This window comes from Pararhizobium antarcticum (assembly GCF_001885585.1).
GTDB classification, from domain to species: domain Bacteria; phylum Pseudomonadota; class Alphaproteobacteria; order Rhizobiales; family Rhizobiaceae; genus Pararhizobium; species Pararhizobium antarcticum.
Window position 1 is genome coordinate 61129 of the sequence record NZ_LSRP01000096.1, and the last position, 20054, is coordinate 81182.

18 protein-coding genes are annotated in these 20054 nt (G+C 61.1%); 12 read left to right on the plus strand and 6 right to left on the minus strand.

The genetic code is table 11. The annotated features are described in order from the left end of the window. Nucleotides 1-355: 355 nt before the first annotated feature. Entirely contained in the window at nucleotides 356-724 is a 369-nt protein-coding gene (locus tag AX760_RS26770) for a hypothetical protein (protein WP_139276070.1), read from the minus strand. A gap of 1070 nt (nucleotides 725-1794) precedes the next feature. Here AX760_RS26770 and dnaK point away from each other — a divergent pair. The 3 genes from dnaK (at nucleotide 1795) to dnaJ (ending at nucleotide 6357) form a co-directional block, all read left to right on the plus strand. Next, complete coding sequence (dnaK, locus tag AX760_RS15800) at nucleotides 1795-3720, plus strand: molecular chaperone DnaK (RefSeq protein ID WP_071833885.1); 1926 nt, start codon at nucleotides 1795-1797, stop codon at nucleotides 3718-3720. A 234-nt stretch (nucleotides 3721-3954) separates the two neighbouring features. Continuing rightward, on the plus strand, nucleotides 3955-5058 hold the full coding sequence (locus tag AX760_RS15805) for an acyltransferase family protein (RefSeq protein ID WP_071833886.1): 1104 nt from the start codon (nucleotides 3955-3957) through the stop codon (nucleotides 5056-5058). A 168-nt stretch (nucleotides 5059-5226) separates the two neighbouring features. After that, nucleotides 5227-6357 (plus strand): molecular chaperone DnaJ, encoded by a 1131-nt coding sequence (dnaJ, locus tag AX760_RS15810; protein WP_071833887.1) that lies wholly within the window; start codon nucleotides 5227-5229, stop codon nucleotides 6355-6357. A gap of 99 nt (nucleotides 6358-6456) precedes the next feature. Here the strand turns inward: dnaJ and AX760_RS15815 are convergent, their stop codons facing one another. Both AX760_RS15815 and AX760_RS15820 read right to left on the minus strand, forming a co-directional pair. After that, entirely contained in the window at nucleotides 6457-8067 is a 1611-nt protein-coding gene (locus AX760_RS15815) for a CRTAC1 family protein (protein WP_071833888.1), read from the minus strand. 3 nt (nucleotides 8068-8070) lie between these two features. Continuing rightward, nucleotides 8071-9396 carry a vanadium-dependent haloperoxidase gene (locus AX760_RS15820; RefSeq protein ID WP_071833889.1) on the minus strand — a complete coding sequence of 442 codons (1326 nt, stop codon included), beginning with the start codon at nucleotides 9394-9396 and terminating at the stop codon, nucleotides 8071-8073. A 197-nt stretch (nucleotides 9397-9593) separates the two neighbouring features. On the opposite strand from AX760_RS15820, the gene recF reads away from it, so the two are divergent. Genes recF through AX760_RS15835 form a run of 3 tightly spaced genes read left to right on the plus strand, consistent with a single transcriptional unit; the run spans nucleotide 9594 to nucleotide 11959 of the window. Continuing rightward, nucleotides 9594-10718, plus strand: coding sequence for a DNA replication/repair protein RecF (gene recF / locus AX760_RS15825; RefSeq protein WP_071833890.1), 1125 nt, complete (start codon nucleotides 9594-9596; stop codon nucleotides 10716-10718). A gap of 12 nt (nucleotides 10719-10730) precedes the next feature. Further along, nucleotides 10731-11495: a molybdopterin-synthase adenylyltransferase MoeB gene (locus AX760_RS15830; protein ID WP_071833891.1), complete on the plus strand. Its 765-nt coding sequence runs from the start codon at nucleotides 10731-10733 to the stop codon at nucleotides 11493-11495. Beyond that, nucleotides 11492-11959, plus strand: coding sequence for a GNAT family N-acetyltransferase (locus AX760_RS15835; protein WP_071833892.1), 468 nt, complete (start codon nucleotides 11492-11494; stop codon nucleotides 11957-11959). Before AX760_RS15830 ends, AX760_RS15835 begins: the two co-directional genes overlap by 4 nt. On the opposite strand, the gene AX760_RS15840 is transcribed toward AX760_RS15835, so the two are convergent. Next, on the minus strand, nucleotides 11956-12957 hold the full coding sequence (locus tag AX760_RS15840) for a 2-hydroxyacid dehydrogenase (RefSeq protein ID WP_071833893.1): 1002 nt from the start codon (nucleotides 12955-12957) through the stop codon (nucleotides 11956-11958). The genes AX760_RS15835 and AX760_RS15840 overlap by 4 nt on opposite strands. A 196-nt stretch (nucleotides 12958-13153) precedes the next feature. Here AX760_RS15840 and AX760_RS15845 point away from each other — a divergent pair, with 196 nt between their 5' ends. After that, nucleotides 13154-13687 (plus strand): SH3 domain-containing protein, encoded by a 534-nt coding sequence (locus tag AX760_RS15845; RefSeq protein ID WP_071834031.1) that lies wholly within the window; start codon nucleotides 13154-13156, stop codon nucleotides 13685-13687. A 24-nt stretch (nucleotides 13688-13711) separates the two neighbouring features. Here the strand turns inward: AX760_RS15845 and AX760_RS15850 are convergent, their stop codons facing one another. Further along, nucleotides 13712-14704 (minus strand): adenosine kinase, encoded by a 993-nt coding sequence (locus tag AX760_RS15850; RefSeq protein WP_071834032.1) that lies wholly within the window; start codon nucleotides 14702-14704, stop codon nucleotides 13712-13714. A 140-nt stretch (nucleotides 14705-14844) separates the two neighbouring features. Here AX760_RS15850 and AX760_RS15855 point away from each other — a divergent pair, with 140 nt between their 5' ends. After that, nucleotides 14845-15468, plus strand: coding sequence for a TetR/AcrR family transcriptional regulator (locus AX760_RS15855; RefSeq protein ID WP_245295035.1), 624 nt, complete (start codon nucleotides 14845-14847; stop codon nucleotides 15466-15468). Between the two features lie 94 nt (nucleotides 15469-15562). Beyond that, nucleotides 15563-16723: an MFS transporter gene (locus tag AX760_RS15860; protein WP_071834034.1), complete on the plus strand. Its 1161-nt coding sequence runs from the start codon at nucleotides 15563-15565 to the stop codon at nucleotides 16721-16723. 3 nt (nucleotides 16724-16726) lie between these two features. On the opposite strand, the gene nth is transcribed toward AX760_RS15860, so the two are convergent. After that, on the minus strand, nucleotides 16727-17491 hold the full coding sequence (gene nth, locus AX760_RS15865; protein ID WP_071833894.1) for an endonuclease III: 765 nt from the start codon (nucleotides 17489-17491) through the stop codon (nucleotides 16727-16729). 22 nt (nucleotides 17492-17513) lie between these two features. Between nth and AX760_RS15870 the strand changes: the two genes are divergently transcribed. The 3 genes from AX760_RS15870 (at nucleotide 17514) to AX760_RS28070 (ending at nucleotide 19996) form a co-directional block, all read left to right on the plus strand. Next, nucleotides 17514-18011 (plus strand): DUF2244 domain-containing protein, encoded by a 498-nt coding sequence (locus tag AX760_RS15870; RefSeq protein ID WP_071833895.1) that lies wholly within the window; start codon nucleotides 17514-17516, stop codon nucleotides 18009-18011. Between the two features lie 66 nt (nucleotides 18012-18077). Continuing rightward, a complete protein-coding gene (locus tag AX760_RS15875) occupies nucleotides 18078-18950 on the plus strand; it encodes a methylated-DNA--[protein]-cysteine S-methyltransferase (RefSeq protein WP_071834035.1) in 873 nt (290 codons plus the stop codon). 113 nt (nucleotides 18951-19063) lie between these two features. After that, nucleotides 19064-19996 carry a GNAT family N-acetyltransferase gene (locus AX760_RS28070; RefSeq protein ID WP_071833896.1) on the plus strand — a complete coding sequence of 311 codons (933 nt, stop codon included), beginning with the start codon at nucleotides 19064-19066 and terminating at the stop codon, nucleotides 19994-19996. Nucleotides 19997-20054 lie beyond the last annotated feature (58 nt).

Here is a 20054-nt window from a genome sequence, read left to right on the forward strand (position 1 = left end):
ATTGCGGTTCAAGCGCATCAAACAAGATAAGCTCTTGGTTTGGGGTGTTCAAAATGCCGTCGTAGTCCGGCTCCCTGGCCTCAGTGATCTCGGACGCAGGTCCGAAAGTCACATGCGTGTCTCCATCATTCCAGTAAAGTGCGGGAATATTAATGCAATCCCGTGAGGCGAATATTCCATGCCTATCCCTATGAAGGGGGATATCTACCTTTCGATGTCCCGCGACGTATATGCTTAAATATTCCGAGGTTATCGTGAATGCTTGAGCAGACATAGTTCAGGCCTCCTCTTTAATGATCAACCGCTCTGCAATGGGCGGGCTCCACTTACAGCGTCCGGTGGCCGCCTGGCATGGCTAACCCCAAGCGATAACGACGTTGGACGGCTCCCTTGGGTGATCGATCCATACCCGAATTCGCGTTTTGATCGTCGGCACCGGCAGGCGGGCAAATTCCGGCTCATTGGCGTCGAAAAAAACGAGCCTCTTATCAGGCGTGTTGAGATGGCCGTCGAAGGTCGGTGGTGTCGACATTGGTATCTCCGACGCCTCCCCGACCGTAAAATTGGTGTCTCCGTCATTCCAATATGTGCATGGAATGCTGATGCAGTCAGGAGTGGAAGGAATGGTCCTCTCCCGGAAATTGTGCGGAACATCGCGAATATTCCGGCTTGCCAGGTAAACGCTGTTGTATTCCGGCGCGATGCTAAAGCGAAGAATAGCCATTTCAGAGCCTTCCGCCTTTTATGAGGCCGCCTTGCGAATTGCTACAAAACAGGCAATGAGGATATACGCGCGTAGGCGGACCGAGTGAAGTTGGCATCTGGTGGTCTCCTACGAAATTTCCCCTCTTGGTGCCCGGCACCTTTGTGCCGCATCGGTGGCAGCCGAACTTGCGACCGATTCGGTTGATCTCCTCCTGTTCGGCCCGTGTCAGCTTCCGATTGACCGCGGGCGCCGGTATCCATTCGGACGCAAACGGTCCCGGGCCAACTCGTTTGGATGTCAACTCATATACTCGAAAATGTGCTTCTCGCGCTATTGCCTCATTTGCCCGGATAAGGCCCTCGACGGTTTCGTAAATCTGCGACGGCGGCTTCCAGCTAGGATCGACTTTCCTGACAGCTCGCAATGCTTCCTGCATCCGGCCGGTGCTCACCGCCAGCCGTGCTTCCTGTGCGGGCGTGACGGTCTGCCATCGGCCGAGAACACGAACCTGTCCGCCGCCACGCGGTCCCCGGCGGCTGACGAGGATCGGCCGGGTTTCAGAGCCTTCGCTGGCCCATTGTCCGCCGTCGGGATTGCCCGCGGGGATGCGCGGCTGCTCCGGGCGGAAGCCGGCCTTCAATCGAAGGCGCAGCGTCAGGGCGCGAAGCTCGAAGGCTATCGCCGCAGATCGATAGCGCGATTGTAAAAGGCTTGCTTCCGTCGGGTCCGTCGAGATTATGGGTCACGCAATCCGCTTTCCATTTCGTCGGACAAGTCTGCGCGCAATATCGGGGACGGGGAAAAATTGACGCCGAAATAACGGCAAGCAGGCATACGGTGGCTCGAATCATGTAGGATCAAGCGGTTTGATTGCGGATGACGGCGGCGGGGCGCAAATTTCCGTCTCGGAGGCGCTGATTTCGCAAGCTTTGCGGTTCTGCGGTGTCTTGCAGTCGCAAACGCCGGTCCTTATATAGCCCCTATCACCGCAGCCACCGCTGCGATAACATCCACAGACCCATCCCGTTAGGGGCTGTCAAATGAATGCCTGACCGGGTTCTGACAGTCCGCTGCAAGGAGAGAACGACATGGCTAAAGTAATTGGTATCGACCTTGGAACGACCAACTCCTGCGTCGCCGTCATGGACGGCAAGGACGCGAAGGTCATCGAGAATGCAGAAGGCGCGCGCACGACCCCTTCGATCGTCGCCTTCAACGAGGATGGAGAGCGTCTGACCGGCCAGCCGGCCAAGCGTCAGGCTGTGACCAACCCGGAAAACACGCTGTTTGCCGTCAAGCGCCTCATCGGCCGCCGGTATGACGACAAGTTCGTCGAAAAGGACAAGGGCCTCGTTCCCTACAAGATCGTCAAGGGCGACAATGGCGACGCATGGGTCGAAGCGCACAGCGAAAAATACTCGCCGTCGCAGGTCTCCGCCATGATCCTTCAGAAGATGAAGGAAACCGCCGAATCCTATCTCGGCGAAAAGGTCACGCAGGCCGTCATCACTGTTCCCGCCTATTTCAACGACGCCCAGCGTCAGGCCACCAAGGATGCAGGCCGCATTGCCGGTCTTGAAGTGCTGCGCATCATCAACGAGCCGACGGCGGCAGCGCTTGCCTACGGTCTCGACAAGAAGGACGGCAAGACAATCGCTGTCTACGACTTGGGCGGCGGCACGTTCGATATTTCGGTTCTGGAAATCGGCGACGGCGTCTTCGAGGTGAAGTCCACCAATGGCGACACCTTCCTCGGCGGTGAAGACTTCGACATGCGTCTGGTGGAATATCTCGCCAACGAGTTCAAGAAAGACCAGGGCATCGACCTGAAGAACGACAAGCTCGCCCTGCAGCGCCTCAAGGAAGCTGCGGAAAAGGCTAAGATCGAGCTGTCGTCCTCGCAGCAGACCGAAATCAACCTGCCGTTCATCACGGCAGATGCGTCCGGTCCGAAGCATCTGACGATGAAGCTGTCGCGCGCCAAGTTCGAAAGCCTGGTCGACGATCTCGTCCAGCGCACGGTTGCACCCTGCAAGGCCGCGCTCAAGGATGCCGGCGTCACCGCAGCCGAAATCGACGAAGTCGTTCTGGTCGGCGGCATGAGCCGCATGCCGAAGGTCCAGGAAATCGTCAAGCAGCTGTTCGGCAAGGAGCCACACAAGGGCGTCAACCCGGATGAAGTCGTCGCTCTCGGCGCCGCCATCCAGGCCGGCGTTCTGCAGGGCGACGTCAAGGACGTCCTGCTTCTCGACGTCACTCCGCTGTCGCTCGGCATTGAAACGCTCGGCGGTGTCTTCACCCGCCTGATCGAACGCAACACGACGATCCCGACGAAGAAGAGCCAGACCTTCTCGACGGCCGAAGACAGCCAGAACGCCGTGACCATCCGTGTTTCGCAGGGCGAACGCGAAATGGCCCAGGACAACAAGCTGCTTGGCCAGTTCGACCTGGTCGGCATCCCGCCGGCACCGCGTGGCATTCCGCAGATCGAAGTCACCTTCGATATCGATGCCAACGGCATCGTGCAGGTTTCCGCCAAGGACAAGGGCACCGGCAAGGAGCATCAGATCCGCATCCAGGCATCGGGCGGTCTGTCCGATGCGGATATCGAGAAGATGGTCAAGGACGCCGAGGCCAATGCCGAGGCCGACAAGAAGCGCCGCGAGGCCGTGGAAGCCAAGAACCAGGCCGAAAGCCTGATCCACTCCTCGGAAAAGTCGCTGAAGGAATTCGGCGACAAGGTGACCGAAGTCGAGCGCACTGCGATCTCCGATGCGATTGCCAGCCTGAAGACGGCCGTCGAAGCCTCCGAGCCGGATGCGGAAGACATCAAGACCAAGACCCAGACGCTTCTGGAAGCGTCGATGAAGCTTGGTCAGGCGATGTACGAAGCCCAGTCGGCGGAAGCCGCCAATGCCGATGCCGCAGCAGATGCGGCCAGCGATGGCGACAACATCGTCGATGCCGACTACGAGGAAGTCAACGACGAGGACGACCGCAAGAAGTCGGCATAAGTGTTGCCTGATTTTATTTGAAGAACACAGGATTAAAAACCCGGAACGCATGTTCCGGGTTTTTTCGTTTGCCCGGCCCGTCGGTCTGCGCACGCTGCGCGACGTTTACCGTGTTCGTTCACTTTAACGGTTGATTTGTGAGATCCTGCTAGGATTTGCCGCTAGAGAGAGCCCGCGCCGATAAAGAGGCGCGTGCTGCGGCGTGGTTGACTGCGTCACGGACGGAGATGGCGCATGTACTTCAGACTGTTTGAATCCTGGCGCCTCTTCGCCGCCCTGCTGGTCATGAGCTATCATTTCCTGCGGTTTGGCCCCGGCGATGCGTTGCAATACAATGCCAGCCATATCCTGGAGCGGCTTTTGCCGCTGATGGACATGTTCTTCATGATATCAGGCTTTCTCATCCTTCTTCGTTATGGCGACAGGCTGAAGGACTGGACGAGCTACAGGATCTTTCTCGTCAAGCGCCTGGCGCGCTTCTACCCGCTCTATCTCGTGACGCTCCTGATCTTCATCGCGGTCGGTGTTGCCGTCCATCTTGGCGTGGTCACCTCGACCGTGCCCGAACGTTATGATTTCGCGCTGCTGCCCCAGAATATCCTGCTGCTACAGGGTTGGGGAACGACGCCGGACCTGAGCTTCAACTACGTGTCCTGGTCTCTGTCCGCCGAATGGTTCTGCTATCTTCTGCTGCCGGTCTATGTGTTTGTTATCCAGCGCGGCGGCGTCAAGGGTCTCGCCCTGCTCGCCATTGCCAGCGTTGCCCTGCTCGAGGTGGCGACGCAAGCCGGCATCATCCCGTTCAACAGCTGGCTTGCCGCCGATACCTGGGGTGCCTACAGGGCTTTTGCCGATTTCGCGATCGGCGGCGTGGTCATGCTGCTGGTGCGCGACAGCAAGCTGCAATGGCGCTCGCATGGGCTGGCCTGGGCAGCCTTTGCGCTGGCGATCGGTGCCATGCTGATGCTCTGGCCATCCTATCTGATCGTCGGCCTTCTCGGGCTTGCCATGTTTCTGGGCGCGCTGGTTGAGAGAAACAATCCGAAGGGCGCCCGCTTCCTGGCGCTCCTGTCGCCGATCGGCCGGGTGTCCTTCGGCATCTATCTCTGGCACCCGATCGTCGAAACCGTTCTTCTCGCCGTAGTCTGGCGCCGGCTGGTCGAGCCGACCGGCCTTCTCACTTTCTACCAGTTCCTGATCGTTCCGATCGTCGTCACGTGCCTGGTCGCAATGGCGTCCGACCGCTTCTTCGAAAAGCCGGTCAGCGAAGCACTGAACCGCCTGTTCGGCTGGGGCAGCGCATCTGCCAAGGTGCCAAAGGCGCCGGCTGCAGCCTGAACTGGCGTTTTTCTGACAAAAAACGGCTAGGCCGGACAAAAAACGATCATGATTCTGTCTTGCCTATGGTATCGCGCTTGAAGGTTTACTAAATCCTGTCGCAGGGAAATCGGGCGACCTCCGCGCAGCCGGTTTTGGCGCGCCTATTCAACAGGGCAATCTGCAAGCATGAAACGTGATCTTTACGAAACGCTCGGCGTTGCGAAAACAGCGGACGAGAAAGAGCTGAAAAGCGCTTTCCGCAAACTGGCGATGAAATATCACCCGGACAAGAATCCCGGCGATGCCGAATCGGAAAAGACCTTCAAGGAAATCAATCAGGCCTATGAGACCCTGAAGGACCCTCAGAAGCGCGCTGCTTACGATCGTTACGGCCATGCTGCCTTCGAGCAGGGCGGCATGGGCGCCGGTGGCGCCGGCATGGGCGGCAGTGCCGGCGGCTTCTCCGACATTTTCGAGGATATTTTTGGCGAGATGATGGGCGGCGGTCGCCAGCGCCGGTCTGCCGGTGGCCGCGAGCGCGGCGCAGATCTGCGCTACAACATGGAGATCAGCCTCGAAGAGGCCTATGCCGGCAAGACCGCGCAGATCCGCGTGCCGACCTCGATCACCTGCGACCTCTGCAGCGGCAGCGGTGCCAAGCCCGGTACAAAACCGACGACCTGCGCCACCTGTCAGGGGTCTGGCCGTGTTCGGGCCGCCCAGGGCTTCTTTTCGATCGAGCGGACCTGCCCGACCTGTCAGGGACGCGGCCAGACGATCGCCGATCCCTGCACCAAGTGCCACGGCCATGGCCGGATCACCGAGGAACGGTCGCTGTCGGTGAATATTCCCGCCGGGATCGAGGACGGCACCCGCATCCGCCTGTCCAATGAAGGGGAGGCCGGCATGCGCGGCGGCCCGTCCGGCGATCTCTATATTTTCCTGTCGGTCAAGCCGCACGAGTTCTACCAGCGTGATGGGGCCGATCTCTATTGCAGCGTGCCGATTTCGTTCACGACGGCAGCGTTGGGCGGCAAGTTCGATGTGGCGACGCTCGACGGCACCAAGTCGCGCGTCACGGTCCCGGAAGGCACCCAGGCCGGCAAGCAGTTCCGCCTCAAGGGCAAGGGCATGCCGGTGCTGCGCTCCAGCCAGGTCGGCGATCTCTATATCCAGATGCAGATCGAGACGCCGCAGAAGCTGACCAAGCGCCAGCGCGAATTGCTCAAGGAATTCGATGAACTCTCGTCGAAGGACAACAATCCGGAATCAGCGGGTTTCTTTTCCCGCATGAAGGATTTCTTCGACATCGAGTGACAAGGCTTGCGAGAAAGCAGGCAGATCGAAGATGCAATTGAAAACCGGAGGCAGGATCCTCCGGTTTTTTGTGCGCGATTGTCCCGATGCCGGGGCCTGCTATCGTGGCGTCCAGATCTTTGCCGGCGTTCCGCGTTCGAGCACGTAGAAATTGTTCCCCTCAAGGCTTTCCCAGTCGCCTTCGGTGCCGTCCGGCCAGATGACGCGGACATCGGCTGTGGTGGTGTCGCCAAGCCCGAAATGATGCCATCCTGCCTGGCCGCCGGCATGGCCGCCACCCAGCGTGATCTCGCGGCGCATTACGGTCTCGCCGCGCCGGACTTCGATCCAGGCGCCGATCGCCGCGCGGTTGACGGGCTTTTGCGCAAGCGCGAATTGTATCCAGCGGCCTGTGGTCGTGCTTGCATTGCGCCAGAGCTGCGCCGTCTGCCAGCGGTTCACCACGACGAGGTCGACCAGGCCGTCGAGATTGAGATCGGCAAGCGCAGCGCCCCGCGCGGTGGCCATGCTGGCGACACCGGCCGTGTCACCGACCTCGGCAAACTTGCCGTCCGGTCCCTGCACAAGAAGGTTGTTGGGGTCCTTCAGGGCAAAGTCCGGCATTTCGGCAACATTGCCCTTGGCGATGAACAGATCCACAAGGCCATCATTGTTGACGTCCTCGAACTGCGTATGCCAGGCCGTGCTCGGCTGTACTTCGCCGCCGATATAGGGACGATGCGCGGTCACGCCCCTGGCAAAGGCGATATCGGCATATCCGGGCTTCGGCTTGCCATCGGCAGGGCGCTCAGTCAGCGATTGCAGCTTGTTGTCGGCCATGCTGGTCAGGAAATATTCCGGATAACCGTCGAAATCCAGATCGTAACTGGCAATGCCCATGCCCCAGATACGCAGGTTCTTCCAGCCCTCGTCGGCGGTATAGATGCGCGGCGGCTGACCCGCTTCCACGTGCCAGAGCTGCTCCTGGCCACCCTTGTAGTATTCCCGGTCGTTGGAGATCCGCAGGCTCGGCGTGCCCGATCGGTTCCAGTCGGTAAACAGCATCGACAGCGGACAGAAGCTGGGTTTAAGCGAAAGCGGCGCTGCAAAACGCCGCTCCTCGGTGCCGGCGGGCCGGTGCAGGCGATTGTCCGTGCAGGTTCCCCAGGGGTACATTTCCTCGTATCGGTTGACATAGTTGCCGATCGCGATCGTCGGCCAGTCGGCGCCGCGCTCGAAGGTCGCCGCCAACGCTGTTGACCAGCCGTCACCGCCCCAGAAGCCCCACGTCTCGTTGGCGCGCTCGAAACGGCACCCGCCCAGCCCGCGCATCACGACGTTTTCCCCGACCCGCAACAAAACGAGATCGACAATGCCGTCGCTGTCGATGTCGAGCGGATAGGCGCCGGTGAGCTTGTCGATCTCAAGCCCGCTTTGCTCCTCGGCAAAATGCAGGTCGCCGCCCTGTTTGCTGATGTTTCGATAGAATTTTGCCGGAACCTCGCCTCCTGGAAGCAGCATGTCCGGATAGCCGTCGCCGCTGCAGTCGAAGGTCGCGAGCCCGCCGCCGACCATGTATTGCCAGTCGCCAGCATAGACGCTGCCGACGCCGGCCGTGGCTGTTTCCTCGTGAAAGATGGGCAGCGGCGCTGGCATGTTCGCGGCACCAAGCGGTGTTGCGCCGGCAAGGCAGGCAACCATCAGCGCCAGTCCGAAATATCGCGCCTGCATGGCCTATCTCCGGGTTTTCAGGGCATTGGCATAGGCACCGATGCAGCGGCCCTGATCGAGCCCGCGCTCGATTGCCGAGCGGAAATGAATGCCGCCATAGAGCCGCGATATGCCGGCCTCCTCCGCCGCGTCCCAGAAACTCGCGAAGCTGCGCGGTGGCAGTCCGTCGGCTGCGTGCGTGGCGTCCTCGAAAGCGAAGTTTTCGCCGAACATATGTGCCAGCACGACCGCCGCCGCGCCGGACTGCGTGCTGTGGCCGCTTGGATATTCGGGAAAGGGCGGCGTGTTGAGGGGTGCCTCCCACTTCGGATCGATGACCCGGTGGATATAGGTCAGCGGTCGGACCAGATCGAATTTGAATTTGGCATCCCAGCAGCCGATGAACGCATCGGCCAGCGTGATCCCGAGCCGGGCAAGCACGTCGGCGGTTTTTTCCGCATCGTGCTTGTCGCGGGCAAGGACATGAAGCGCGATCGAAATCCAGTGGCCGGGGGGCGTCGGCGACAGCATCGGGTCATCCGACCAGAAGCGGGCGATGATGCGCTGATCCGCCGTGATGTCGTTGACAGCGGTATAAACTTCCAGCGCTTCCCTGTAGAAATCGGATGCCATGTCTTCGGAATAGGCGGGTGGGTTCGGCAGGCCGCAGGCGGCGCCATCCGGCGTCGCGAAGGTGCGGTTCCTCGCCCAGTTCGGTAAAAGCGGCAATTGCTGCTGCGCCACAAGGCTGGTCGGCACCCAATGTTCGGGCCCTTCCGTCAGGGTATATTCGAGCGGAAATCCCATGTTCTCGACGACCGCGCCGCCGTCATCGAGTGACCATGCGAGAATATGCTGGCCAATCGCCAGCCCATGGGCTTCGCTGCGGGCAAGCACATCCGACGGTAGCCCCGATGCGCTCTTCTCCCGCATCCTCGCCGCCATTGCCTTCAGCGCGCGCTGTCCGGTCGGCCCGGTATTGCTGAAGAAGCTCTTTGCCGCAAAGGCCATGGCGCTGTCGACGACCCGCGCATCATCGTAGAGCGTGCCAGCCTCGCGTTGCGGCAGCGGTGTCAGCCCGTTCAATTGTCCCGCCAGAGATTGCAGCCTGTTCGAACCGCTCGCCACGGCCTCGAACGCGGTCACCCCGAGATAGGCGAAGGCCCGGCTCGCAACCGGTGGCGAATAGGTCGGCGTGTGACGCACGAGTTCGAGAACCAGCCGGTACCAGTGTCGCATCACCTCGTCTGACGTGATCTCACCGGATCCCGTTGCCCGCACCTGCGGCGCCACACCCAGTGCCACGGCGGCAAGCGCCATCCTGATGATCGTTCGACGACTTGCCTTCATGCTTCCCCCAGATCTGCCACTTTGCGTCCCCCGCCGGCAGAGTGCGATAAAACATCTTGCGCGCAGTCTTCGCAAGGGGCGTCTGGCGGTTGCGATCCCGCTTTTGAAACCTGTGTGGCGGCAAACGGCGGCCTGTCGCCTTGCCATCCCCGGCCGTTAGGCTTAGCTCTCTGGCGTCAATCGAATCCGGATGCCGAATGCCGCACAAGGTCTTTCTCTCTCGTCTCAAGCTGACGGACTTCCGCAACTATGCGGCCCTGTCGCTCGACCTCGATGAGCGCCATGTCGTGCTGACCGGAGACAATGGCGCCGGCAAGACCAACCTGATGGAGGCCGTGTCGTTCCTGACGCCCGGTCGTGGTCTGCGCCGCGCGGCCCACGCCGACGTTTCCAGGGTAGGGGCGGACGGCGGCTTTTCGGTCTTTGCCGAGCTGGAAGGCATGGAAGGTTCGGTCGAGATCGGCACGGGAACCCTGGGGTCCGAGGACGGGCAGGCGCGCCGGCTGAGGCTGAATGGCACACCGGCAAAAACCGTCGACGAACTGCTCGATCATCTGCGCGTGCTCTGGCTGACGCCGGCCATGGACGGCCTGTTCACCGGTCCCTCCGGCGATCGTCGCCGTTTTCTCGATCGGCTCGTCCTGTCGCTCGATCCCCAGCATGGTCGCCGTGCGACCGATTACGAACGTGCCATGCGCAGCCGCAACAAGCTCCTGTCGGAGCCACGGCCGGATCCGTCCTGGCTGACGGGTCTGGAGCGCCAGATGGCCGAGCTTGGCATTTCCATGGCGCTTGCCCGGCAGGAAATGCTGGGTCTGCTTGCCGCCCTGGTGGAAAAGAACAATGAGGGCAGCGTCTTTCCCGCCGCCGATCTCGCACTTTCCGGCTTTCTTGATGGTCAATGGCATCGCCCGGCCTTCGATCTCGAGGAGGATTATCTGGTCATGCTGAAAGAGGGCCGCTGGCGCGATGCCGGAGCCGGCCGCACGCTCGATGGTCCGCACCGCAGCGATCTTCTCATCCGGCACCGCGCCAAGGACATGGAGGCGGCGCGCTGCTCGACCGGCGAGCAGAAGGCCTTGCTGGTTGGACTGGTGCTGGCCCATGCCCGGCTCGTCGCCAACATGACCGGCCATGCGCCCGTCCTGTTGCTGGATGAAATCGCCGCCCATCTCGACGAAGGCCGGCGGGCAGCGTTGTTCGACCTTGTCGATGATCTCGGTGGCCAGTCCTTCATGACGGGCACGGATCAGTCGATGTTTTCGGCACTCGGCGACCGCGCCCGCTTTTTCGCCGTTGCCAACGGCACCGTTTCAGGATGAAGGGACGCAAGCATGACCCGGGAACCGCTGACCACGTCTGAAATCGAGCGTTATGCGCGCCATATCGTCCTGCCCGAAATTGGCGGGGCCGGGCAGCAGGCGCTGAAGGCAGCCAGGGTGCTGGTGGTGGGATCCGGCGGGCTCGGTGCGCCCGTGTTGCAATATCTCGCTGCCGCCGGGGTGGGCACGATCGGAATGGTCGACGACGACACGGTGTCCCTGTCGAACCTGCAACGTCAGGTGATCCACGGAACACCCGACATCGGTCGCCCCAAGGTCGACAGTGCCGCAGATGCGATCGCCCGTCTCAACCCGCATGTCCGGATCATCGCCTACCAGCACCGGCTGGACGAGAGCAATGCGGACGACGTGCTGTCCCGCCACGACATCGTTGTCGATGGCTCCGATAATTTCACGACGCGTTACCTTTTGGCCGATACGGCCGAGCGGCTGGAGGTCAGCCTGGTCACCGGCGCCGTTGGTCGGTTCGATGGCTCGCTGACCGTGCTGCAGCCGTGGAAGCAGACCGCCGATGGCCGACAGAATCCGCGCTACCGCGATCTCTTTCCGGAACCGCCGCCGGCCGGTGTCGTTCCCGCCTGCGCCGAGGTCGGCGTTGTCGGCGCGCTGACGGGCGTGATCGGCACATTGCAGGCTATGGAAGTCATCAAGCTGATCACCGGCGCTGGCGAACCGCTGGTCGGACGGTTGCTGATGTACGATGCCCTCGCTGCCCGGTTCGAAACCATCCGCTATCGCCGTTCGGAGACGAAATGAAGCTCGTCCGGCTCGATGAAGACTTTGCCGACTGGCAGGGTTTGTTGTCGCTGGTGGTCGACGCCTTCGCCTTCATGAACGGGCGCATCGATCCGCCGTCCTCGGCCCTTGCCCTGACGATCCCATTGCTGCGCGCCAAGGCCATGACAGAGATCGCCTATACGATCATCGACGAGGGACGGTTGCTGGCTTGTGTCTTCTGCAAGCCGGAACCCGATTGCGTTTACATCGGCAAGCTGGCGGTGGCGCCGTCTTGCCAGGGAGAGGGCCTTGGCCGCAGCCTGTTGAACGCGGCCATGACATGCGCTCGCGAGCGTGGCCTGAGCAGGCTTCGGCTTCAGACCCGGATCGAACTTTCCGAGAACCACGCGGTCTTTTCCGCCTGGGGTTTTGCAAAGATCGGCGAATACAGCCATCCCGGCTATGACCGGATCACCTTCATCGAAATGAGCAAGGCTCTCTAGCGGTTCGGCAGAACGCGATCCGGCGGGCGGTGACCGTCGAAGAAGGCGCGGATATTGATCACCACCTTGTCGCCCATGTCGATGCGGCCTTCAAGGGTTGCCGAACTCATGTGCGGCAGAAGCACGACCTTGCCCTCGCTCGCCAGCTTGATCAGCTTCGGATTGACGGCCGGTTCGTTCTCGTAGACATCGAGGCCGGCGCCGGCGATCTTCCCCTCGCGCAGATATTTGATCAGTGCCGTCTCGTCGACGATACCGCCGCGGGACGCGTTGACGATGTAGCTTGTCGGCTGCATCAGGGCCAGCCGCCGGGCCGATAGGAGATGGTAGGTGGCCGGCGTCGACGGACAGTTGACCGAAACGAAGTCGACGCGCGCCAGCATCTGGTCAAGGCTGTCCCAATAGGTCGCCTCCAGTGTTTCCTCGGTCTCGGCGCTTACCCGCTTTCGGTTGTGATAGTGGATAGAGAGCCCGAAGGCCTTGGCGCGGCGCGCAACAGCGGTGCCGATTCGACCCATGCCGACGATGCCGATGCGCTTTCCGGAAATGCGACGTCCGAGCATCCAGGTCGGCGACCATCCTGCCCATTCGCCCTTGCGGTCCATAAGGATCTGGGCGCCTTCGGTGAGCCGCCGCGGAACCGCAAGGATCAGCGCCATGGTCATGTCGGCGGTGTCTTCGGTCAGCACATTCGGGGTGTTGGTGACGGTGATGCCGTGCCGTGCCGCAGCATCTATATCGATATTGTCGACGCCATTCGAAAAACTGGCGATCAGTTTCAGTTGCGGGCCAGCCTGCTCGATCAGCGCCGCATCGATGCGGTCCGTCACCGTCGGCACCAGCACGTCGGCGCGCTTCACGGCGGCGACCAGTTCCGGCTGGCTGCGTGGCGTGTCATCGATGTTGAGTTCTGCGTCGAACAGTTCCCGCATGCGGGTTTCCACGACGTCAGGCAGTTTTCGGGTGATGTACACCTTGGGCTTTTTCTTCGCTGTCATCGCTGCTGGTCTGGCCTTGTTGACGGGTTTTTAACCAAGATGGGGGATCGTGATCCCTGCAGTACATTTTCTACCAGACCCGGTGGGGAAGACAAACAAAACTCGCATGTCTTCCATGGGATTTGCCGCAGTCCGGTTGGGTCTGTCACGAGGTAAGCTGCAAGTTCCTGATTTGGTTCAGAAAACGGATTTCGTCATGCGTCACTTTGTTTTCAGGTTCATCCTTTCCGCTGTCGCGGCCCTGACCGTGCTCGTTCCGGCCATCGCGCATGCGCAGGCGGCCAAGGGCGCAAGCGGCCTGCCGCTGCCGCGCTTCGTCAGCCTGAAGTCGAAGAGCGTCAACCTGCGTGTCGGCCCCAGCCTCGACTATGCGGTGGCCTGGCGCTATCTGAAAACCGGAATTCCGGTCGAGATCATCCAGGAATACGACAACTGGCGCCGTGTCCGCGATGCCGATGGAACGGAAGGCTGGGTCAATCAGGCCTTGCTATCAGGCGATCGCACGGCGGTTGCTGCGCCGTGGATGCGCGGCAAGGGCGAAAGCATCTTCGTCAACATGCGCCGTGATCCGCAATCGACCGGCGCCATCGTCGCCCGCATCGAGCCGGGCGTCGTCGTGCATGTCGGCGAGTGCAATGGCGACTGGTGTCACGCCGAGGCACAGGGCGTCGACGGCTGGATCTCGCAGGGCGAGATCTGGGGCGCCTATCCGGGCGAAGCCTTCAAATAGACGATTTACAGGGGCAGCCTGGCCTCAGGCGAGGCCCGCTTCCCGGGCCGCAGCCGAAAGCGACACCATCGGCCTTGGGCCAATCTGCTCGATGACGATGCCGGCGGCGAGGCTTCCCAGCTTGCCGCAATCCGATAGCGACCGGCCCGTCGTGTAGCCGAACAGGAAACCGGCGGCATAGAGATCGCCGGCGCCGGTCGTGTCGACGACACGGCTGACCTTCGTCGCCTCCACCTTCACCCGCTCGTCACCCTTGAGGATGATCGAGCCTTCTTCGCTCATCGTCACGGCGGCCAGCTTGCAATCCCTTGCAATCATCGACAGGGCCTGTTCGAAATCTTCCGTCTCGTAAAGCGCCAGGGCCTCTGCGCGGTTGGCGAAGACGATATCGACGGTCCCCGAGCGCATCAGGTCGAGAAATTCAGCCCGGTAGCGGTGGACGCAGAAGCTGTCAGACAGTGTCATTGCCACTTCACGACCATTGTCATGGGCGATTTTCGCGCATTCGCGGATGGCATCCTTGGCCAGAGGCGGGTCCCAGAGATAGCCTTCGAAATAGGTAACCTTGGCATTCGCTACCACTGCGGGCTCGACATCCCTGGGGCCAAGTTCGACGCAGGCGCCGAGATAGGTGTTCATCGAGCGCTCGCCGTCGTCGGTGACGAAGATCATCGAGCGGGCCGTCGGCGGAGCGGTGTCGAGCGGCTGCGTCTGGAAATGCACGCCCTGCGCGCGAATGTCGTGGGCAAAAATCTCGCCCAGCTGGTCGTTGGCCACCTTGCCGAAATAGGCGGCCTTGCCGCCGAGGCTGGCAATGCCGGCAGCCGTGTTGCCGGCGCTGCCGCCCGAGGCTTCGAGGGCCGGTCCCATGCGGGAATAGAGAAGCTCGGCACGGTCGGCATCGATCAGGTTCATGGCGCTCTTGATGATGCCATTGTGCACCAGGAAGGCGTCGTCGCACCGCGCGATAATGTCCACGATGGCATTGCCAATCGTCAGAACGTCGAATGTCGTCATCAGGAACCGCCCGGAATGTTGCCTCAGTCGGTTTCCGGTCATAGCGGATTTCCTGAAGTTTGGAAGGAAAAAGAACAAAATCAACCGCGCAGGAAAATAACACTTGAATTCGGAAATGATCATTTCCTATATGAATCTGCATGATCGAACAAAAAACACGCCCTATGCCGAAAAGCAGGGCACGCGGCCGACCGCGCGAATTCGACCCGGACAGGGCGCTCGATGCCGCGATAGAAATCTTTTCCGAGCGAGGCTATCACGGGACTTCGATCACAGATCTTGCCGACGCGACGGATCTGACAACTGGCAGTCTCTACAAGGCCTTCACCGACAAGCGCGGCATCCTGCTCGCAGCCTTTGATCGATACCGATCGGTTCGCAGCGCAAAGCTCGAGACAGCCCTGGCGCAAGGCGCCAACGGCCGCGAAAAGATAAAGGCCGCGCTCGCCTTCCACGCCGGCGCAGCGCACGGTGTATCGGGCCGGCGCGGCTGCCTGGTGGTCTCGATGGCCAATGAACTTGCGGCCCATGATCCCGTCATTGCCGAGCGTGTGGCAAAGGCGCATGCCGCCAACGAAGCGATCATGCGCGAACTGGTGATTGCCGGCCAGGCGGATGGATCCGTTTCGACATCACTCGATCCCGTTGCGGCCGGGCTTCTGCTGCTTTTCCTGTTGCAGGGCCTGCGGGTGGTCGGCAAGACCAGCCGGCCGGAAGCGCAGATGCTGGCCGCCGCCGAGCTCGCATCCCGCATTCTCGATTGAAATCAATCCGCATGTTCAGACTATGGATTTGGAGACCAAGGTGACCGGTATTGCACCCCCCGATGACGGCACTGTCGCGCCGCACCTGTCGTCGATGATGACGCTTCTTCTCGCAACGGCCTGTGGCCTGATCGCTGCCAATCTCTATTACGCCCAGCCCTTGATCGGGCCGATCAGCCTGTCGCTCGGCCTGAGCCCGGGTGCTGCCGGCCTGATCGTCACGCTGACCCAGATCGGCTACGGTCTTGGGCTGCTGTTCATCGTGCCGCTCGGCGACCTGTTCGAAAATCGCAGGCTGATCCTCTTCGTCATGGGGCTGGGAACGCTGGCCGTCGTCTGGGCCGGTGTTGCCTCGACCCCGGTGCCGTTTCTCGCCTCCGCCTTCTTCATCGGCCTTGGTTCCGTCGCCATCCAGATCATCGTGCCCTATGCGGCGCATATGGCGCCGGAGGCGCATCGCGGCCAGGCGGTCGGCAATGTCATGAGCGGGTTGATGATCGGCATCATGCTGGCACGTCCGGCCGCCAGTGTCATCGCCGAATTCCTGCCCTGGCACATGGTGTTTTTCCTCTCGGCCGGTGTTCTCGTGCTCTTGGCGATCGTGCTCTCCCGCGCCTTGCCGCCGCGCGTCCCGAAAACCGGAATGACCTATGGCGCGCTCCTTTTCTCGATGGCGGGCCTTGTTGCAACAATGCCGGTCCTGCGTCGCCGCTCGGTGTACCACGCCTTCATGTTCGCGGCCTTCAGTCTGTTCTGGACGACGACGCCGCTTTTGCTCTCCGGCCCCGATTTCGGCCTGTCGCAGGGGCAGATCGCCCTGTTCGCGCTGGCCGGTGCAGCCGGCGCGATCGCGGCACCGATTGCCGGACGATTGGCCGATCGCGGCTGGAGTTTCGTCGCGACACGGCTTGCAATGCTCTCGGTTGCCGTCGCTTTCCTGATCACCCACATCGCACAGAGCGGCTCTACCCTCGCATTGCTGCTGCTGACCGTCGCGGCCATCCTGCTCGATTTCGGCGTCACGACCAATCTCGTTCTCGGCCAGCGCGCCATTTTTTCGCTTGGGGCGGACTATCGCAGCCGTCTCAACGGGCTTTACATGGCGACGTTCTTTGCCGGGGGCGCCGTCGGTTCGGCCCTGGGGGGCTGGCTTTATGCCGAAGGCGGCTGGCTCTCCGCATCGCTCTTCGGCCTCTCCTTGCCCGCGGCTGCACTGCTTTATGCCTTGACGGAGCGTCGGCCGGCTCCGCGCTGACGATCAGGTGATCTGCGCGGGCAGTTCGACCAAAGGGGCCGGGATCGCATTGGTCTTTTCCGCCGCCTTGCAGATGTCGGCGATGACGCAGCGCTGGCATTCCGGCTTGCGCGCCTTGCAGCAATAGCGCCCGTGCAGGATCAGCCAGTGATGCGCGTGGTAGAGATACGGATCCGGAATGATCCGCATCAACTGGTCCTCGACCGCATCAGGGGTTTTCCCCGGCGCCAGGGCGAGCCGGTTGGCGATGCGGAAGACATGGGTGTCGACGGCCATGGTCGCCTGACCATAGGCCATGGAAAGCACGACATTGGCGGTCTTGCGGCCAACGCCGGGCAGGGTGATCAGCTCTTCGAGCGTGCGCGGCACTTCGCCGCCAAACTCCGCGATCAGTTTTTCGCACAGCGCAATGACGTTTTTTGCCTTGTTGCGGTAGAGCCCGATGGTCTTGATGAAGTCGCGGACCCTGTCCTCGCCGAGCGCCAGCATCTTTTCCGGCGTGTCGGCGATGGCAAACAGCGCCCGTGTCGCCTTGTTGACGCCGGCATCCGTCGCCTGCGCCGACAGCGCCACGGCCACCACCAGCGTGAACGGGTTGACGTGTTCGAGTTCGCCCTTCGGCTCCGGTCGCTGGATCGAGAGGCGGCGGAAGATTTCGGCAATTTCGGCCTTGCTGTAGGCGCTCTTCGGGCGCCTGACGGCGCGACCGACTGTCGCGCTTCGGGGTTTGGCGGCAGGCAGCGCGGATTTGGGCTTCACGTTTTTCATGTCGCATCTATAATCTCATGCCATGAACCCTGGCAACGCCGAGAGAGTGCCCCATGAACAGCCCGTCTTTTCGGCGGAGCTGACACCCCATCGTTCGCTCGGCCTGCGCGGTATCAGGATCTTTCTGTTGATCGCCGCCCTCTTGACCCTCGTCCACGGTGTGTTTTTCTGGATCATCGGCGCGTGGCCGGTCATGGTCTTCTTCGGGCTCGATTTCGGGCTGCTGTTCGGTGCCTTCTGGCTGAACGACCGTGCCGCCCGTGCCCGCGAGGAGGTCAGCGTCTCGCGGCTGGATGTCTCGGTGCGCAAGTTCACGCCGGCCGGGCGGATGACCGAACATCGCTTCAATCCCTTCTGGACCCGGTTTCATGTTGCGCGCCACGCGGAGATCGGCATCGTGTCGATGTCGCTCAGCGACCGACGCAGGGCGACCGATATCGGTTCCTTCCTCAACCGCGACGATCGCGAAAGTTTCGCCAAGGCCTTTACCGGCGCGCTGGCGACGGTGAAGCGCCGATAACACAAGAAACGGGTGGCCTGGACGGTGTCCGGATGATTATCTCCTCCCATGAAGGAGACGGCAATCATGAGCATCACCATATCCGTTCCAACCGACGTCACGCCGCAGGGCAGCGACTACGAAACCGTCAGCCGCGTTGTCGAACTCCTGACCGAGGACTATCGCGAGCAGCCGTCGCTGGAGAGGATCGCCCACCAGCTTGGCCAGTCGCCGACACAGCTGCAGAAAACCTTCACGCGCTGGGCGGGCCTGTCGCCCAAGGCCTTCCTGCAGGCTGTCACGCTCGATCACGCCAAGCGGCTGCTTGGGCACGAAGGATTGCCGCTTCTCGAAACCAGCTATGAACTCGGCCTGTCGGGCCCTGGCCGCCTGCATGACCTGTTCGTGACGCATGAGGCGATGTCGCCGGGCGAATGGAAGGCGCGGGGTGCTGGCCTCACCATCCGTTATGGTTTCCATCCATCCCCCTTCGGCGTCGCGCTCGTGATGATCACCGATCGCGGTCTTGCCGGCCTTGCCTTCAACGATGCCGGCGCGGAAAAGGAAAGTTTCGCCGATATGGCGGGGCGGTGGCCGAATGCACTTTATGTCGAGGACAGTGCAATGACAGCCGGCTATGCAACGCGCATCTTCAATTCCGACCAGTGGCAACCGGGCGAACCCCTGCGCGTCGTGCTCATCGGCTCGGATTTCCAGATCCGCGTCTGGCAGGCGCTTCTGAAAATCCCGATGGGCAAGGCCGTCACCTATTCGCAGGTCGCCAGCGATATCGGCCAGCCGTCCGCATCCCGCGCCGTCGGCGCTGCGATCGGCCGCAACCCGATCTCCTTCGTTGTTCCCTGCCATCGCGCGCTCGGCAAGAGCGGCGCGCTCACCGGCTATCACTGGGGCCTTACCCGGAAAAGAGCAATGCTCGGCTGGGAAGCGGGGAAGGTATGAAAATGGGCAGCTGAGGTGCTGGCCACCTAGCGCAATGTGGAATCAAGGTGGTCTAGCATCACCGAAAGCGTTAAAATACGGGCCTTGGATGAGGTTTTTGCGAAGGTCTATTGATGGCTGATGAGATGGATTTCGAGTTATTTCTTAAACTCGAACAGGATTTGCATAGACCCGAGGTTCGTTCTTCGCGGGACGCTGTTTCCGCACACTTGGCAGACGATTTTCTGGAGTTTGGCAGGTCCGGCCATGTTTACAGCAAAGCCATAGTCGTTGATGCTTTGGCGGAAGAAACCCTTTCGGGCGACGCTACCTTGCCAGAGCTCCGTGATTTCACCGTTAAGCGGATCGCCAACGACACTGTGCTGGTTCTGTATCGCAGTGTGAGGCGGTCTGGTGGTTCGATCTCGCCCAACGCTACCCTCCGAAGTTCGATCTGGAAGCTTGAAGACGGACGATGGAGGATGGTCTTTCATCAAGGAACGGCGGTGCCACAAGTTGCGTCGCACACAACTGCCGCGATTAGAGGACAGAATGTTGTTCTTCGAACTGCTGGCCCTGATGACATGGAGGCGCGCTTCATACTCGGAAATGACCCTGAAATCTTTCAGATGTTCGGAGTGAGCAGGAACGATGTGAAGCCGATGAGTAGAGAAAGGGCTGGGGGATGGGTCCAAAGCATAATTGAGAATCAGTACGCATGGATCGTTGAGATCGATGGTGCACTCGTCGGCGAAATCAGGCTCAACAATGTGGATCGGACCGACCGACGGGCGAGCATGGCCATCGGCATATATGATGCTAAGGTGCTCAGCAAAGGCTTTGGGAGCGAAGCTATCCGCCTGCTTCTGCACTATGCTTTTACCGAATTAAATCTGCATAGGATTGGCATTCGTGTTCTTGCATTTAACCATAGAGCCATACGTGCTTACGAGAAATGCGGCTTTATCTTCGAGGGGAGGGAGCGGGAGGCTGCCTTCGTCAATGGAGAATGGCACGACGACTTGATGATGGGAATCATTGGTCGGGAGTTCCTGTCGCAAAACTGACTGAAAGTCAGAGTTTCGCGACAGATGTTTACAAACAGTGATTATCCAAACCTCAGCA